This window comes from Pyrobaculum calidifontis JCM 11548 (assembly GCF_000015805.1).
Lineage (GTDB): Archaea > Thermoproteota > Thermoprotei > Thermoproteales > Thermoproteaceae > Pyrobaculum > Pyrobaculum calidifontis.
Genome location: NC_009073.1, coordinates 529,651 through 544,004, shown reverse-complemented (window position 1 = coordinate 544,004; position 14,354 = coordinate 529,651). Strand labels below are relative to the sequence as shown.

The 14,354-nt window shown below is 51.4% G+C and carries 18 protein-coding genes and 1 tRNA gene; 12 read left to right on the top strand and 7 right to left on the bottom strand.

Features of this window, described 5'->3' with window-relative positions; all coding sequences use genetic code 11:
• The first annotated feature begins 28 nt into the window (after positions 1-28).
• Positions 29-631: a hypothetical protein gene (locus tag PCAL_RS03095; RefSeq protein ID WP_011849260.1), complete on the top strand. Its 603-nt coding sequence runs from the start codon at positions 29-31 to the stop codon at positions 629-631.
• Here PCAL_RS03095 and PCAL_RS03090 read toward each other — a convergent pair.
• Positions 597-893, bottom strand: coding sequence for a hypothetical protein (locus PCAL_RS03090; protein ID WP_193322859.1), 297 nt, complete (start codon positions 891-893; stop codon positions 597-599). The two genes, PCAL_RS03095 and PCAL_RS03090, sit on opposite strands and share 35 nt — an antisense overlap.
• A 47-nt stretch (positions 894-940) precedes the next feature.
• Between PCAL_RS03090 and pheT the strand changes: the two genes are divergently transcribed.
• Together pheT and PCAL_RS03080 are read left to right on the top strand one after the other, a co-directional pair.
• The gene (pheT, locus tag PCAL_RS03085; protein ID WP_011849258.1) at positions 941-2,488 is read left to right on the top strand and encodes a phenylalanine--tRNA ligase subunit beta; all 1,548 of its coding nucleotides are present in this window, start codon (positions 941-943) and stop codon (positions 2,486-2,488) included.
• 27 nt (positions 2,489-2,515) lie between these two features.
• The gene (locus PCAL_RS03080) at positions 2,516-2,875 is read left to right on the top strand and encodes a hypothetical protein (protein ID WP_011849257.1); all 360 of its coding nucleotides are present in this window, start codon (positions 2,516-2,518) and stop codon (positions 2,873-2,875) included.
• On the opposite strand, the gene PCAL_RS03075 is transcribed toward PCAL_RS03080, so the two are convergent.
• The 3 genes from PCAL_RS03075 to PCAL_RS03065 all read right to left on the bottom strand — a co-directional run bounded on the left by PCAL_RS03075 (position 2,872) and on the right by PCAL_RS03065 (position 4,089).
• Positions 2,872-3,099 (bottom strand): hypothetical protein, encoded by a 228-nt coding sequence (locus PCAL_RS03075; protein ID WP_193322858.1) that lies wholly within the window; start codon positions 3,097-3,099, stop codon positions 2,872-2,874. The two genes, PCAL_RS03080 and PCAL_RS03075, sit on opposite strands and share 4 nt — an antisense overlap.
• Before the next feature lie 154 nt (positions 3,100-3,253).
• Positions 3,254-3,649, bottom strand: coding sequence for an aminoacyl-tRNA deacylase (locus PCAL_RS03070; protein WP_011849255.1), 396 nt, complete (start codon positions 3,647-3,649; stop codon positions 3,254-3,256).
• A complete protein-coding gene (locus tag PCAL_RS03065) occupies positions 3,646-4,089 on the bottom strand; it encodes an archease (RefSeq protein ID WP_011849254.1) in 444 nt (147 codons plus the stop codon). The genes PCAL_RS03070 and PCAL_RS03065 overlap by 4 nt, the downstream gene beginning before the upstream one ends.
• A gap of 45 nt (positions 4,090-4,134) precedes the next feature.
• On the opposite strand from PCAL_RS03065, the gene PCAL_RS03060 reads away from it, so the two are divergent.
• From PCAL_RS03060 to PCAL_RS03050, 3 genes are all read left to right on the top strand, one after another.
• Entirely contained in the window at positions 4,135-4,788 is a 654-nt protein-coding gene (locus PCAL_RS03060; protein ID WP_011849253.1) for an orotidine 5'-phosphate decarboxylase / HUMPS family protein, read from the top strand.
• Positions 4,789-5,034: 246 nt separating this feature from the next.
• Complete coding sequence (locus PCAL_RS03055; RefSeq protein WP_011849252.1) at positions 5,035-5,589, top strand: DJ-1/PfpI family protein; 555 nt, start codon at positions 5,035-5,037, stop codon at positions 5,587-5,589.
• The gene (locus tag PCAL_RS03050; RefSeq protein WP_011849251.1) at positions 5,576-6,592 is read left to right on the top strand and encodes an iron-containing alcohol dehydrogenase; all 1,017 of its coding nucleotides are present in this window, start codon (positions 5,576-5,578) and stop codon (positions 6,590-6,592) included. The genes PCAL_RS03055 and PCAL_RS03050 overlap by 14 nt, the downstream gene beginning before the upstream one ends.
• A 78-nt stretch (positions 6,593-6,670) precedes the next feature.
• Here PCAL_RS03050 and PCAL_RS03045 read toward each other — a convergent pair whose 3' ends face one another.
• A complete protein-coding gene (locus PCAL_RS03045) occupies positions 6,671-6,886 on the bottom strand; it encodes a hypothetical protein (RefSeq protein ID WP_193322857.1) in 216 nt (71 codons plus the stop codon).
• Positions 6,887-7,108: 222 nt separating this feature from the next.
• Between PCAL_RS03045 and PCAL_RS03040 the strand changes: the two genes are divergently transcribed.
• Positions 7,109-8,413 carry an NAD(P)-dependent malic enzyme gene (locus PCAL_RS03040; protein WP_011849249.1) on the top strand — a complete coding sequence of 435 codons (1,305 nt, stop codon included), beginning with the start codon at positions 7,109-7,111 and terminating at the stop codon, positions 8,411-8,413.
• Here the strand turns inward: PCAL_RS03040 and PCAL_RS03035 are convergent.
• Positions 8,410-9,642: a citrate synthase/methylcitrate synthase gene (locus PCAL_RS03035; protein ID WP_193322856.1), complete on the bottom strand. Its 1,233-nt coding sequence runs from the start codon at positions 9,640-9,642 to the stop codon at positions 8,410-8,412. The genes PCAL_RS03040 and PCAL_RS03035 overlap by 4 nt on opposite strands.
• A 176-nt stretch (positions 9,643-9,818) precedes the next feature.
• On the opposite strand from PCAL_RS03035, the gene PCAL_RS03030 reads away from it, so the two are divergent.
• Positions 9,819-9,977: a hypothetical protein gene (locus PCAL_RS03030; RefSeq protein ID WP_193323059.1), complete on the top strand. Its 159-nt coding sequence runs from the start codon at positions 9,819-9,821 to the stop codon at positions 9,975-9,977.
• A gap of 169 nt (positions 9,978-10,146) precedes the next feature.
• Here PCAL_RS03030 and PCAL_RS03025 read toward each other — a convergent pair.
• Positions 10,147-10,265, bottom strand: a tRNA-Val gene (locus PCAL_RS03025).
• Positions 10,266-10,435: 170 nt separating this feature from the next.
• Here PCAL_RS03025 and PCAL_RS03020 point away from each other — a divergent pair.
• From PCAL_RS03020 to PCAL_RS03005, 4 genes are all read left to right on the top strand, one after another.
• Positions 10,436-12,061 carry a 2-oxoacid:acceptor oxidoreductase subunit alpha gene (locus PCAL_RS03020; RefSeq protein WP_011849246.1) on the top strand — a complete coding sequence of 542 codons (1,626 nt, stop codon included), beginning with the start codon at positions 10,436-10,438 and terminating at the stop codon, positions 12,059-12,061.
• Complete coding sequence (locus PCAL_RS03015) at positions 12,058-12,939, top strand: thiamine pyrophosphate-dependent enzyme (protein WP_011849245.1); 882 nt, start codon at positions 12,058-12,060, stop codon at positions 12,937-12,939. Before PCAL_RS03020 ends, PCAL_RS03015 begins: the two co-directional genes overlap by 4 nt.
• Before the next feature lie 4 nt (positions 12,940-12,943).
• Positions 12,944-13,156: a hypothetical protein gene (locus PCAL_RS03010; protein ID WP_011849244.1), complete on the top strand. Its 213-nt coding sequence runs from the start codon at positions 12,944-12,946 to the stop codon at positions 13,154-13,156.
• Positions 13,157-13,500: 344 nt separating this feature from the next.
• Entirely contained in the window at positions 13,501-14,346 is an 846-nt protein-coding gene (locus PCAL_RS03005) for a mechanosensitive ion channel family protein (protein ID WP_011849243.1), read from the top strand.
• Positions 14,347-14,354 lie beyond the last annotated feature (8 nt).

Below are 14,354 nucleotides of genomic sequence, written 5' to 3'. Positions count from 1 at the left end.
GTATTTAAATACAAGGGCAAAGGAAGGCATGGGCTTTGCCAAGAGGCTAAAGATGCGCCTTAGCGATTTGATAAGGCTAGAGAAGCCCGATTTACTCAGCTCTAGGTACGGCAAGGCCTTTGAAAAAGCCGTCTTAATTCTCATAAAGGCAAAGGACTCCGTCGCGGCGATACGCACCTTCATAGAACACTACGGGGAGCCTCACACAGGCGCTTTTAACAAGTTGCTGAAGTTGACCCCTTGGGCTAAGAAGGTGGTGGAGATAGAGCCTGCGCCGCCTGTGTCACTGTCGCTTGACGGAGTTACAATAAGCGCCCAGGCCGACTTCATTGTAAAATATGCCGATGGAAAAAAGGAACTAGTAGAGCTGAAGTCCCATATACTTAAGAAGGGCGAGTGGAAGACGAAGGCCGAGTGGTCGCTGGCGACTAAAATAATGCGCATGTTGTACAGACGGTCCGGATACGACTACCCCCTCCGCCTAATATACTTCGTGGAGAGGGGAGACGGCGTAGTGGTGCCCGAGGAGGAGGTGTTCATATACCCCAACGACGACAAAGACGACGAGGTGTTGATAAACGTACTCAGAGAAAGAATTAGGAAGGCCTTAGGCAGGAAAACTTCTCAGTAGCGAGGCGGTGGGCCAACTTAAGCGTTGCCACGGCTTGATCTAGCTTGTCTAAGTGTCTAGCCTGTATTACGGCGTTCTCATCGCCTATCATGTATTCAACGACGCAGTCGTTGTCAGACCACGAAAAGATAATAAATAGGTAGAAATCGTCGCCAAGCTGTATCTGTGCGAGAGCCTCGTGTTGTCTCCACTCCACGGTAAAGGCCTCGGCGTCTATCTTCCCCTGCAGCTCTCTGAAGTACTGTTCAACTTGTTGCCGCATGCCTATCACCAGTTTTCTCTTTTTATACTTACATTTTCCCACATTCCGTGCCCGTAATTGATGTAGCGAAATTCGACTTAGAGCGTCTGGTAGGCCTTCGTTTTGAAGAAATTGTAAAACTGTTGGAATATGTAAAATGTGAAATAGAGGAAGATGTGGGGGAGAGAGTAAGACTGGAGGTTACACACGATAGGCCAGACCACTTCTCCGCCGAGGGACTCGCAAGAACTTTGAAAGGCGTGGCAGGCGTCGAGACAGGTCTCCCCGTCGTAAGCCTCACTACCTCCTCTGTTAAACTCGTGGCTGACTACATAGAGGAGAGGCCGTACATATCTATGGCTGTGGTCAGAGACGTCGCCTTAGACGACGAGGCCATTAGACAGTTAATACAGCTACAGGAGAAGTTACACGAGACATATGGGAGAGGGAGGCGGAAAATAGCGATAGGGTTCTACGACGTTTCTAAGATAAAACCGCCTATACGCTATACGCGCGTATCACGAGACGACGAGTATACGCCTCTCGGCTTCACATCCCCCATACCCATTAGAGAGATGTATGAGAAGACGGAACAGGGGAGGAAGTACTCCCAGCTCATAAACCGGGAAAACCCCCCGGCACTGGTAGACGCCGCGGGGCAAATAATGGTGGTTGTGCCAGTGCTAGGCTCCGAGTGTTGTAAAATAACTGAGAAGACCAGGGCTGTCCTAATAGATGTCACAGGAACAGATCTACAGGCTGTATCAAACGCCATGTCCGTCTTAATCTATGCACTCATAGAGAGGGGCAGAAGCAAGGAAGTGGAAATAGTCGAGGGGGGCAATACATATGTACACAGATACACGAGGATAAAGGTAAGCAAGGAGGACGTGGAAAACCTCTTAGGCATGCGCATGAGACAAGAGGAGTTTGAGAGATACCTAGGAAAGGCCAGGCTAGGCTACGAGGCGGGCGAGGCCGTGGCGCCGCCCTATAGAATCAACATGTTGTCGTGGGTAGACGTCGCAGAAGAGGTGGCAATAGTGCTTGGGTATAACAATTTACCACTAGAAACGCCGCCTATTTTCACGGCTGGCAGGCGCCACAAGACAGAGATCTTCACCGAGGAGCTTAGGAAGACGCTCCTGGCTATGGGTTTCGCTGAGGTGAACAACTACGTCTTGACCAGCGGAGTTGTTACAACATTCTGCAAACCCGCAACGGTGCTGAACCCAATATCGGAGCTCTATGACACAGTTAGATGCTCTATTATCCCACAGCTTATCGCCACAGCCGCCCTAACGAGGCGGAAAGAGGTAAAACTCTTCGAAGTAGGGGACGTAGTTAGAGAGGGCAGGACTAGGAGGACGTTGACGCTTCTAATAAGCAGAGAGGGGGCCACTCTCACAGACGGGCTCTCTGTAGTAAAAACCCTCTGCAGACTCCATGGCCTTACATGCGAAATAGGCCCCACCGCGGCGGAGTGGGCACTACCAAACAGATCCGCAGCCGTGAGGGGGGACGTGGAGGGCTACGTCGCCGAGGTGAATCCCCAAATATTGATATCCCTGGGATACACCGTGCCCACAGTGGTGGCAGAGCTCTTCGTAGATTAAGATTTAATACCGAGCCAGTTAACAGCCGTGGACGAGATCGACAACATCCTCAGGAAAAAGGCGCTAGAATTGGCAAAGACCCAGCTCAGGGAAGTCGCGCAACCACAGCGGAAGACATTAACGGACGAGGAGGTCATAAGAATAGTAAGACAGATCACAAAGGGAGATAGAGCAGAGGAAATTATAAACAACGCGCTTGAGCTGTACAAGCCGTATGTGCTTCCGCTATTCAGAAAAATAGCAGAACTCCACCTACAGGGAGTTATAAAGGAGCTAGCCGACTACGAGCTTTACCAAATGCTACTAAGAGCCGGCCTCAGAGTGCCAGTTAAAACAGAGGTGAGAATAGTTCGACACGGCAGAGAGTACAAACTGGGGGGAGATTAGCCAACAGGCGACATGAAGATTCGATAGAGCTCCTCCATCATCTGACTCCACATAAACCTCCTACGTCTATAATCCACAAACTTTTTCGCCAATTCCCCCTTCTCCCTTCTCACATATATCTTACACCTCCAACACCCAAACCAGAGGTACCTACCATCTTCCATAAGTTCCAACGCCCCCCCACACAAGGGGCAACGGTATGTAGTAGCCACCGCTGCCTCCACATGATTCCTATCCGCCAGATTAAAATTACCAATACACAAATTAAACCTGGCCATTTAATACTCATACAGCGGGTTGATTCATGAAGCTACTGTGGAAGATCTTCGGGGCCAAGAAAAGGCCACTGGAACACCTCAAAGAAGAGATAGAAGTAATCTAGATATCCACTGGCGTCGCTAAACCCCTTTCGACCAGCTCGGCGGGCCTAAACCGCAGGAGGCTGTACTCGTCGCCTCCCCCTCCGTAGACGTAATCCTCGGCCAAGAGCTCTCTATCTATGTACACTGGAATTCTTAGAACCGGCGGCACCCCGCCCACGTTATACCCGGTTACCTCGGCCACCTCCCCTGGGGTAGCCATGCGACACCCCAATTTGTCTAAGTCCAAGCGCTTAGTCCCCCTTAATATGTACGCCCGATACTCTTCTCCACATTTAACTACGAGCGTTTTTACAATTTTGTCCTCGGAGACCCCCACCGCTTGCGCAGCTTGTTTTACAGTGCGCACCGGAGTCGGGAGAACTATGCGCTCACCCACCTCGTCGAGTCTCATATATCAACGACGTATTGAAGAACCCAATAGTCGTCCACCTTCTTAATCTCCATCATGTGAAAAGTCATGGCCTTTACGATAAGGCCAGTAAATCCGTGTTTGTTGATGTCGTACATCTCGCCGTGCAACGTGGCAGAAATCCTGTAGCCCACCCCCTGTCTTAGCTCAACTTCAATATTCCTACCCCAGGCGAACTTCTCCGCGTCAAAGAGGAAGAGCAGCTCGTCTATCCACTTAAACAGTAGGCCCTCTAGGTCGTCGTACTCAACCTCGACCTTTTTAGCCATACGCGGCTCCACCCTCTCGCTGTAGTACGTGAGATCGGCTAAGGCCACCGCCGCGTTCTTAAACGCCTCCTCAAGCGTACACCCAAACGCCTGAACCAACACATCAGCCGTGTGTTCTCCATATCTGTAGTTGGCTGGTTTTCTACAGGACACAAACAGCGTAGGAGACTACTTTTAAAGTGTTTGGTTTATAGCCGCGTGAAACTACAAGTTGCGCTAGACCTCGTAGATTTGAGGAAGGCAATTGCCCTAACCCGAGACTTGTGCGAAGTAGGGCTTGAGATAGTGGAGGCAGGCACCCCGCTAATAAAAATGTACGGCCTCCCAGTAGTTGGCGCATTAAAAGCCGCTTGCCCACGCGCCGAGGTTGTAGCCGATTTAAAGACCGCCGACGTAGGCGCGCTTGAAGCTAGTCTAGCCAGGGAGTTTGGCGCAGACTGGGCCACGGTCCTTGGGGCAACAAACATGGAGACAATAGAGGAGTTTGTAAGAGAGGGCAAGAGAATTGGGCTCAAAACGGCCGTGGACTTAATAGGCGTGGCAAACCCCGTGGAGAGAGCAAAGGAGATACTCAGAGTGGCGACACCCGACCTTTTCGTTTTCCACCTAGGCATAGACGTGCAAAAGAGAGCTGGGCTAAGATTTGAGGAACTCCTAGACCTCGCGTACAGGGTGAAGGAGGGCGGCGTGGGGGTAGGCATCGCAGGAGGGTTGACTGAAAAAGAGATAGAGTATGTGGTAAAGAGCGGGAAGTCCATAGACATAATTATAGTAGGAAGAGCAGTAACACAAGCAGATTCGCCTAAGACAAAATTTATGACAATTAATAATATTTTAAAATCTAAGAGTTAAGTAATGTCATGGAATGAGTCCATATAGCCGTGCCAGAAAGTGAAAAAATTACTAACATAAATTTATGAAATTAGTAAAAAATTAAGTGATATCACAGTGACAAATTATTGAAATGTAATGTTGGAAATTACCAAGGAGAAATTTTGAGCACAACACAGAGACTAGAAAAGGATCTCCATGGATAAACATAGAAGTTCCTGAGAGCCAGGGGACAGAAGTCTTAAATAATTATCTATTAAGGGGCCTGTGCCCAAGGCACTGCTCTACGTAATAGACACGGCAAAAAGAGACGAGTACCCCACATTGAAAAACTTCTTAGTTAAGGGGGGCTATGAGGTAGATGTTGCAGTAGGTTCCAGAGACGTCAATGTAAATTACACAGTTGACTTAATGACTCTGCCAAGCGATAAACTACCTACGCTGTTTGAGGAATACGATGCGTTTGCTCTTGCCGGCGGATTTAAGATATATTACCACGTCCTTCAGAAAAAGCCGCCGCTAAAAATATGGGACCTCAACATAGACAAGGAGAGACTTGCCCAACTAGTGGTTGAGTTCAACAGACGTAGAAAGCTCTTAATAGCGCCAATGGCAGTCCCAGCGTATGTGGCACAGCTAGGCCTCTTAAGCGGCCGCCACGCCACTGTTTATCCAGTTACAGAACTTATAAAAATTCTAAGAGATAATAAGGTAAACTTTGTAAATAAACAAGTTGTAAGAAGTGAAAATATAATTACAGTCAAAGACATTACTACAACCAGTGAAAAAGAGTTTTTAGCCGCACTCCGTGAAAAAGGTTGAGCGATTTGAAGTACCTAGGACCATAATATTTGGACCCGGCGCCTTAGAGAAGACGCCAGAGGTAATACCCCCCTCCGGCAGAGTACTCATTATCACTGGGAAATCCTCCACGCGTAAATACGCCGAGCGAGTGGCAGAGCTGTTAAAGCAAAACTGTGAAATAATCAGCTACGACCAAGTCGAGCTGGAGAAGCCCGGCTTCGACCTAGTAATAGGAATAGGAGGAGGGAGGCCGTTGGACATGGCAAAGGTGTACTCCTACATACATAAGAAGCCGTTTGTAGCAATTCCCACGTCCGCCAGCCACGACGGAATTGCTTCTCCATACGTCTCCTTCTCTCTTACACAGCGCTTCTCGAAATACGGCAAAATATCCTCCTCCCCCGTGGCAATAATAGCAGACACATCCATCATACTAAGTGCGCCATCGCGGCTTCTAAAGGCTGGCATAGGCGACCTCTTGGGAAAAATTATTGCAGTTAGAGATTGGCAACTTGCCCATAGGCTAAAGGGCGAGGAGTACAGTGAATATGCGGCACACCTGTCTCTCACAAGCTACAAGATAGCGGTAGGAAACGCCCAGAAGATAAAAAACTTCATCCGCGAAGAAGACGTCAGAGTCCTTGTAAAGGCCCTCATCGGCTGCGGAGTCGCAATGGGGATAGCCGGCTCGTCAAGGCCTTGTAGCGGCTCTGAACACCTCTTTGCCCACGCAATAGAGGTGAGAGTTGAGAAAGAAGACGAGGTTGTACACGGAGAATTAGTGGCCCTTGGCACAATTATCATGGCCTATCTACACGGCATAAACTGGAGACGCATCAAGAGGATAGCGGACATAATAGGCCTCCCTACGTCACTACGTCAGGCGAATATAGACGTGGATCTAGCCCTAGAGGCCTTGACCACCGCCCACACCCTCAGACCAGATAGATATACTATACTCGGGGACGGCCTCAGTAGAGAAGCCGCCAAGAGGGCGCTGGAGGACGTGGAACTTATATAATCAGCATCGTCGGCCCGCTCACCTATCGCTCCGGAAACCTCTCAATCACACACACCGCGGACAAACCCATTTATAAGCTTAGTAGAAGTCGTCAACGACCACGTCTAAGAGGTGGATAATCGGCAGATCTAGCGGCACAAAAAGCGCCGAAGTAGAAGGGAGACTAGGCGCCGATACTATGCCAAATTTTCCAAAGAGTACAACCCCCGCGGCGTATCTATGCCGTGGAAATACTAACCACCCAGATTTGTACACTTCTTTATCAATTTCTATCCTTCTGCCATATATATTCACGATTTTTACTCTTATGACTTTTTTTGTATTTTTCAATTTTGATAAATATACATTTTTTCTCTGACTAGGTATATTTTTAATAATGCTACTCTTCTTACTTTTTAACATTATCATATCACTATTAAGAGTAGAGCTATATATAGTTATATGTATACGCAATTTGTTGTTATTAGTGTTCATATGGGTCGAAATACTTAATTATATTAATTTCTTTCTCTAGACATGGCAGATAAGTGGTATCGACTTTCAGTCGAAGTACACAAGAAGTACGGAGGCAAAATCGCCGTGATGCCCAAGGTCCCTATAAGATCTATGGACGATTTTGCAATTTACTACACACCTGGCATCGCAGAGGTGTCAAGACGGATACACGAAGAGCCCGACCTCTCATTTGAGCTAACCTCCCGGTGGAACGTCATCGGCGTTATAACCGACGGCACCAGGGTACTGGGGCTGGGCAACATAGGGCCAGAGGCCGCGTACCCAGTTATGGAGGGAAAGGCACTTATATTTAAATACCTCGGAGGCGTTGACGCAATACCCCTACCTATCAGAGTTAAGACCCCAGAAGAGTTCCTCTTTGTTGCACAAGCGCTAGAGCCCGCGTTGGGGGGCATAAACCTTGAGGATATAGAATCCCCCAAGTGTTTCTACCTCCTAGAAGAGCTTAGGAAGAGGGTAAAGATCCCAGTGTGGCACGACGATCAGCAAGGCACGGCGACGGCGACTTTGGCCGCGTTAATAAATGCGCTTAAGATCGTGGGAAAGAAGATAAGCGACGTCACCATAGCCCTCATTGGGGCCGGCGCCTCGAATATATACACTGCGAACATTTTGATAAAATATGGCGCAAAGCCGGGCAACCTCATCATGGTAGACAGCAGGGGCATACTACACCCAGAGAGAGAAGACATAGACAAGATGATGATTGAAAACCCGTGGAAGTACAAGTACGCAATTGAGACAAACGCCGAGAGGAGGAAGGGCGGCATACCAGAGGCCATGAAAGGCGTCGACGTGGTAATAGCCGCCTCGCGGCCGGGCCCTGGAGTAATTAAGAAGGAGTGGGTCGCCTCAATGAACAAAGACGCGATAGTCTTCGCCTTGGCAAACCCAGTCCCAGAGATATGGCCATGGGAGGCAAAGGAGGCTGGAGCAAGGATTGTGGCCACTGGCAGAAGCGATTTTCCAAACCAAGTCAACAACTCCCTCATATTCCCAGCCGTCTTCAGAGGAGCCCTAGACGTAAGAGCCACCACAATCACAGACGAGATGCTAATAGCGGCGGCCGAGGAAGTGGCAAAATTCGCAGAGGAGAGGGGGATAAATGAGGAGTACATAATACCCAAGATGACCGAGTGGGAGGTCTACGTGCGAGAGGCTGCCGCCGTCGCTGCCACGGCCTCTGCCCAGAGAGTAGCCAGAATCCCAAAGTCCTACAAAGAAGAGCTTGAACACGCCAGAGAGATAATAGGGAAAAACATACGCCTTGTAGAACTGTTGATGAAAGAGGGGATTATAGCTTAGCTTCTCTGGTCTATTGGCACATAGGGCACGTCGTGGGGGCCCATGTAGCAAGCCCTCGGCCTAAATATTCTGTTGTTCTCCCAGTACTCCAATATGTGGGCAACCCAACCCACGACCCTCGAGGCCGCGAATATGGGCGTGAAATACTCGTAGGGCACCCCCATGTAGTAGAACGCTATCCCCGACCAGAAGTCGACATTGGGATAAAGCCGCCTCTGCTGGAAGTACGGCGACGAAAGCACCTCGCGCTCTATAGCCTCAGCGATGGCGTAGAGCTTCTGGGGGTCGCCGAACTTTTTCACATACTCCTGGCTAAACTCCCTGAATATTTTGGCGCGGGGGTCATACGCCTTATACACCCGGTGTCCAACGCCCATTAGCTTAGGCCCCCCAGGCTTTGTGGCCGCCTCAACCACCTCCTTTGCCTTAGAGGGGTCGCCTATCTGTAAATAGCTCTTCACCGCCGCCTCGTTGGCGCCCCCATGCAAAGGCCCCTTCAGGGCCCCCACAGCCGCGGCAACTGCCGAGTACATGTCCGACAACGTGGAGGCAACAACCAGCGCGGTGAAGGTGCTTGCTGGAACCTCGTGGTCCGAGTGCAGTATCAGGTATAGATCTATGCCGCGGACAGCCAGCGGGTCAGGCTCTCTCCCAAACATCATGTAGAGGAAGTTTGCGGCATGAGAAAGGTCATGCCTAGGCCTCACAAGCTCAAGCCCGCGCGAAAACCTGTAGTGATACGCTATCATCGTGGGAATCTTAGCCACAAGCTTCTCAGCCACTTTTACAGCAAGCGCCTTCTCCTCCTCTTTATAACGCCCAGCCCTCAACGCCTCGGCCAGCTTCAGGTTGTCTTCATCAAAGGCCCCCTCGGCGGCCACCGCCGCCTCTAGGGCAAACATGGGATGCGCCTTGGCCAAAGACCTCAACACCTCCACAGCGGCTGGGCTCAGCTCCCGGCTCGCCTTCAGCCGCTCAGAGAACTCCTGCAACTCCCTCCTATTAGGCAGTCTGCCGCGCAGAATCAGATATGCCACCTCCTCGTAGCTACCATGCGCGGCCAGCTCCTCCACCCTGTAACCCCTAATCCACAGGATACCCCTGTCCCCATCGATGTCCGTAATAGACGTCGTCTTTACTAAAACATCCTCTAAGCCGTGGATAATCGGCCCACATGGAGACTGGAGAATTTTACCAGACGTTTCTATACACACCTTCTGCTCACTCATACCCATTTTACAAATTCAAAGCTTTAAAGAACTAAAACGATAAAAGCCAACTAAAAATCTCGACTAATAACGTACTAAACGCAAGAAGAAAACATCAACAGCTAGAAGAGCCCCCCATAGGCCGCCAGGGGCTAGGCGCTACGGAGGATTTTTTAAATTGGATGTACGGCGTACTCATGGCGTCGGTGTTAGAGTTGTTGGGGCCTCACGCCTACGGGCTTTGGAAATACGGCGTAGGCCCCACCGACGACGTTGAAACAGCCATCATCAAGCTAAAAGCCACCGCCCCGCACCTCGCCAAGTTCTTAAGCGAGATAGCGCAAAGGCGGTTTTGAGATCGCCGAGCCCGCCAATTGCACACCCTCGCCAGACTCTGTCTACAGAAATTTACAATCCCCACGGCGGCGGTTCCACCGATATTCCCAGCCGAAGGCAATATCTCAGATCTGCCGTTTTGTCACAAGCCTCTACCCCTGTCGCAATCAAAGACGAGAGTGAGGTGCGTGGTGGGCCCGCCGGGATTCGAATTCCCGGGTCGGCTCGTTGCGCCGCCCTCCCGGGATCACCCGCGCTCTTAGGCAAAGCCGCGTGAGGCGGGCATCCTACCGCTAGACTACGGGCCCCAGGTGGTGGTTTAGGCATAGTTTATAAGCTTTAACACGGCGCGTAGACGGCGGCAGTGGAAATACGGCGGTAATTAGAGCTGGAACTGTGCACAAAATAGCCTCGCCTAGTGCAACGTGATAGAACATTATACATCATAACATTTTAATCTCAAAAACGAGGCAGACGTGTGGATTTGACGATTCGGATAAGTGGGGCACAAGGAGAGGGCGTCGAAACAGTCGGAAGACTCTTGGCCAAAAGCTTTGCCCAGTTGGGGTACCACGTATTCGCCTACAGGCAGTACGGATCCATCATAAAGGGCAACCCCACCATGTTTTACCAAGTGAGAGTGTCCGACGAGAAGATATATAGCCACGGCACGTGGCGCAGCTACGACGTACTAGTCGCCCTAAACGACAAGGCGCTACAGGCGCACAGAGGTGGGGCCAGGCACGTGATCTCGGAATCTGAAATACCCTTCACGGAAATCGCGGTTAAGCACGGCGACAGAATCATGAGAAACACAGCGGCGCTTGGAGCACTGGCGGCCCTCATAGGCATGGAGCTGACGCCCATCGAGGGCGTCATAAGGAGGGAGTTCGGCGAGAGGGGGGAGAAGATAGCTGAGGCAAACATAGCCGTATTGAGGGCCGCCTACGACGCCGCACTAAAGAGGCTGGGGTCTGTCTACGAGGTGAAAAGAGTAGGCGAGCCCAGGGTGTTGATGTCCGGGGCCGAGGCGCTTGCCGTCGGCGCCGTTATGTCCGGCATGAAGTTCTACGCCGCGTATCCCATGACCCCGGCCAGCCCCATCTTGCACTGGCTGGCGGAGTGGGGGCCCAAATTCGGCGTAGCGGTAGTACAGCCCGAGGACGAAATTGCGGCAATAAACATGGCCATAGGGGCCGCTTATGCGGGAGTCAGAGCCGCGGTGGGCACCTCCGGCGGCGGCTTCGACCTAATGCACGAGGCCTTTGGACTCGCCGCCATGATTGAGACGCCTCTCGTCGTCTTTCTCGCGCAGAGGGGCGGGCCCAGCACTGGTGTGCCCACTGAGACTGAGCAGTCTGACTTGCTCATGGCGCTCTCCCCCTCGCACGGGGAGTACCCCCACGTGGTCATAGCGCCGAGGTGGATAGAGGAGGGGCTCTACGCCACCGCCAAAGCCTTTAACATAGCCGAGAAGTACCAAGTGCCTGTGATCGTGCTCGTGGACTTGTACTTCACAGAGTCGCTGGCAACCGTGGAGTTCGACCCCCACAGGTTCAAAATTGAGAGGGGGGAGCTACTGCAGGGGCCCCTGGTGTGGGAGGAGTACAAGAGGTACAAGATAGCGGAGAGCGGAGTCTCCCCGAGGGCCCTCCCGGGCACCCCCGGGGGCATGCACATAGCCACAAGCGACGAGCACGACGAGCGCGGCGACGTGATTACAGACACCCACCAGCCTGCCATAAGAAAGGCCATGCACCAAAAGCGCATGGTCAAGCTGACCAAGATCGTGGAAGAGATGGAGCCGCCGATGATACAAGAGGGGGACGTAGTGGCGCTGGCTTGGGGATCCACCGCCATGCCCCTCCTAGACTACGCAAAGGGGAGAAAGGTGGGCCTGGCGCTGTTCAGAGACCTCTACCCGCTGAGCGTCGACGGGTGGGCGCAACGGCTAAACGAGGCAAAGGAGGTGGTGGCCGTCGAACTAAACTACAGGGGGCAGTTCGCCGAGTATCTGGCAAGCAAAGGCGTCAAAGTGACTAGGCGCGTGTTAAAGTGGTGGGGAGAGCCCTTTAGCATAGACGAGCTGGGCGAGTGGCTATGAAGATACAGCTAAAGCCCCAGGACTACGCCGTCAATAGGCCGCCCATCTGGTGCCCCGGCTGCGGAGACTACGGCATATTAGAGGCGCTTAGGAGGGCCCTGGCGGAGCTCTCTGTGCCAAACCACGAGGTAGTCGTGGTCTCAGGCATAGGCTGCAGCTCGCAACTACCCCACTTCATGAAGACGTACGGCATACACGGCATACACGGGAGAGCAGTGGCCATAGCCACAGGCGTTAAACTGGCAAATCCAAGGCTCAAGGTAGTCGTGGTAGGCGGAGACGGAGACGGCTATGGAATTGGGCTAAACCACATGATACACGCCGCCAGGCGCAACGTGGGGCTGACGTACATAGTGTCCAACAACCAGGTATACGGACTCACCACTGGCCAAATGTCGCCAACCACTCTGAGAGGCGTGAAGACTAAGACGACGCCCTTCGGCGCAATAGACGAGCCGGTAAACCCACTCGCACTGGCCCTAGCCGCCGGGGCCACCTTCGTGGCAAGAGGATTCAGCGGAGACATCGCCCACTTGACCACAGTGATTAAAAAGGCCCTAACCCACAGAGGCTTCGCGCTAGTAGACGTCCTAAGCCCCTGCGTCACTTTCAACAGAATAAACACATACGACTGGTTCAGAGCCCGCGTGTACAAGCTAGAGGAGGCGGGCCACGACCCCTCCAACTACTACGAGGCCTACAAACGGGCACTTGAGTGGCCAACCCTGGACCCCTACGGAAAAATCCCAATAGGCATCTTCTACGCCACAGAAGACAAGCCCACCTATGAGGAGGAGTGGGTAAAACTGCTGGGCGGCGCCCCAATAGACCAAAAACTTCAGCCAAATCCCGCGGAGGTACTGAAGGCGTTTCAATAGCCCCGTGAAGGGGCCAGACCTCAAAGAGGTCTGGACCTCAAAGCGCAAAACCCCCGACGGCTACTACGTCGTGGCACTAGGCCTATACGCAAAAGAGGCCCTAGGACTAGAGGCAGAACGCGTGGGAAAATTCTACATATACAAAACCAAGTCCTGGGAAGAAGTCAAGAAGATAATAAACAGAGCAAAGGCGCTTGGGCTAGAGGTCAGAGAATAAAAACAGACACTTCCTTACCCCTAACCAAGTTTAGAAAGCAGCCAAAATGTAATAAAATCTTTAATGAGTACATACCCAGTATTAGCAATTAATCTCCTCAATACACAATTGGAAACTTCCATGGTCGTGCTTATATGTGACTCTTGTATTTCGCAAGTTTTTGGATATCTGGTTTGCCAATTTGTCCCTGGGAGTGTGGTCTTATTGCGCCGGTTTTTAAATCGGCGTGTTAGCTCGCACAAGCTAACACGCGTTACAAAACTCGCCGTGGTCCCCATTTTAACACTGTTAATACGGCCGCTTTACAGTGCAAGGTTTATTAAGCCGATACGTAGAACTAGGTTATGTTGCTACAGTTCGGAATTGACTGGAACCAGTTATTGCAAAACGCTATTTACTACGGAGTGCAAGCCCTTATTGCTATAGGTATAATTGTAATTGCGTGGGTTGTGGGGATTATATTGGGGAAGGCGGTTAATCGGCTTGTGGAAAGGACGGGGCTTGAGAAGGCTTTTGACAAGACTGATGTGGGTAAGGCGTTTAGGGCTGCTGGTGTAGATTTGTCGAATTTGGTGGGCATGTTGGTGACCGCTTTTGTTATTGTGATTGGTATTGTGATTGCATTGGATTATCTTAAGATTGGAGGAGAGGCGGGCAGAATTGTCGCAGATGTGGCTAGGTATTTGCCTAGGCTGATTGGCGGCATTATTCTGCTGAGCGTTGGCATAATTCTCGTTGCCATTCTTACTGACTATATTGGGAAGTTGCTTACTGGCTTGTTCCCCCAGCAGTTTGTGGAGATTGGGGAGATGTTGAGGAACTTGTTGCTGATCGGCCTCGTGGCGTTGATCGTCTCTATCGCGCTGGACTTGATGCTGTTTACTGGTCCGCTTGTCTACCCGCTTATTCTTGGCACCGTCATTATTGGCGCTGGGATATTCATTGGGCACACTATTGTGCGTAACATCGTGGAGGATCACCCAGAGTTCGCTGGGGTGGCTCCGTATGCCAAGTTCTTGGTGTACTTAGTGTTTCTGATGGTGGGTCTTGGGGCTATATTTGCCGAGTTTCCGCAGACCGCGCACGTTGTTCAGAACGTTGCCTGGGGCGTGGCTATTGCGGTGGGCATATTGCTGGCGCCGGTGATATACACGTTGGCTAAGCGAATGGTAGAGGAGGCCAAGAAGTAAGCCCCTTT

Excerpts from the sequence above, each read along its gene's own strand:
- PCAL_RS03095 (WP_011849260.1), top strand. The coding sequence starts at position 29 with ATGGGCTTTGCCAAGAGGCTAAAGATGCGCCTTAGCGATTTGATAAGG.
- PCAL_RS03035 (WP_193322856.1), bottom strand. The coding sequence starts at position 9,642 with ATGAGTGAGCAGAAGGTGTGTATAGAAACGTCTGGTAAAATTCTCCAG.
- PCAL_RS03015 (WP_011849245.1), top strand. The coding sequence starts at position 12,058 with ATGAAGATACAGCTAAAGCCCCAGGACTACGCCGTCAATAGGCCGCCC.
- PCAL_RS03090 (WP_193322859.1), bottom strand. The coding sequence starts at position 893 with ATGCGGCAACAAGTTGAACAGTACTTCAGAGAGCTGCAGGGGAAGATA.
- PCAL_RS03040 (WP_011849249.1), top strand. The coding sequence starts at position 7,109 with ATGGCAGATAAGTGGTATCGACTTTCAGTCGAAGTACACAAGAAGTAC.
- PCAL_RS03005 (WP_011849243.1), top strand. The coding sequence starts at position 13,501 with ATGTTGCTACAGTTCGGAATTGACTGGAACCAGTTATTGCAAAACGCT.
- PCAL_RS03070 (WP_011849255.1), bottom strand. The coding sequence starts at position 3,649 with ATGAGACTCGACGAGGTGGGTGAGCGCATAGTTCTCCCGACTCCGGTG.
- PCAL_RS03030 (WP_193323059.1), top strand. The coding sequence starts at position 9,819 with ATGGCGTCGGTGTTAGAGTTGTTGGGGCCTCACGCCTACGGGCTTTGG.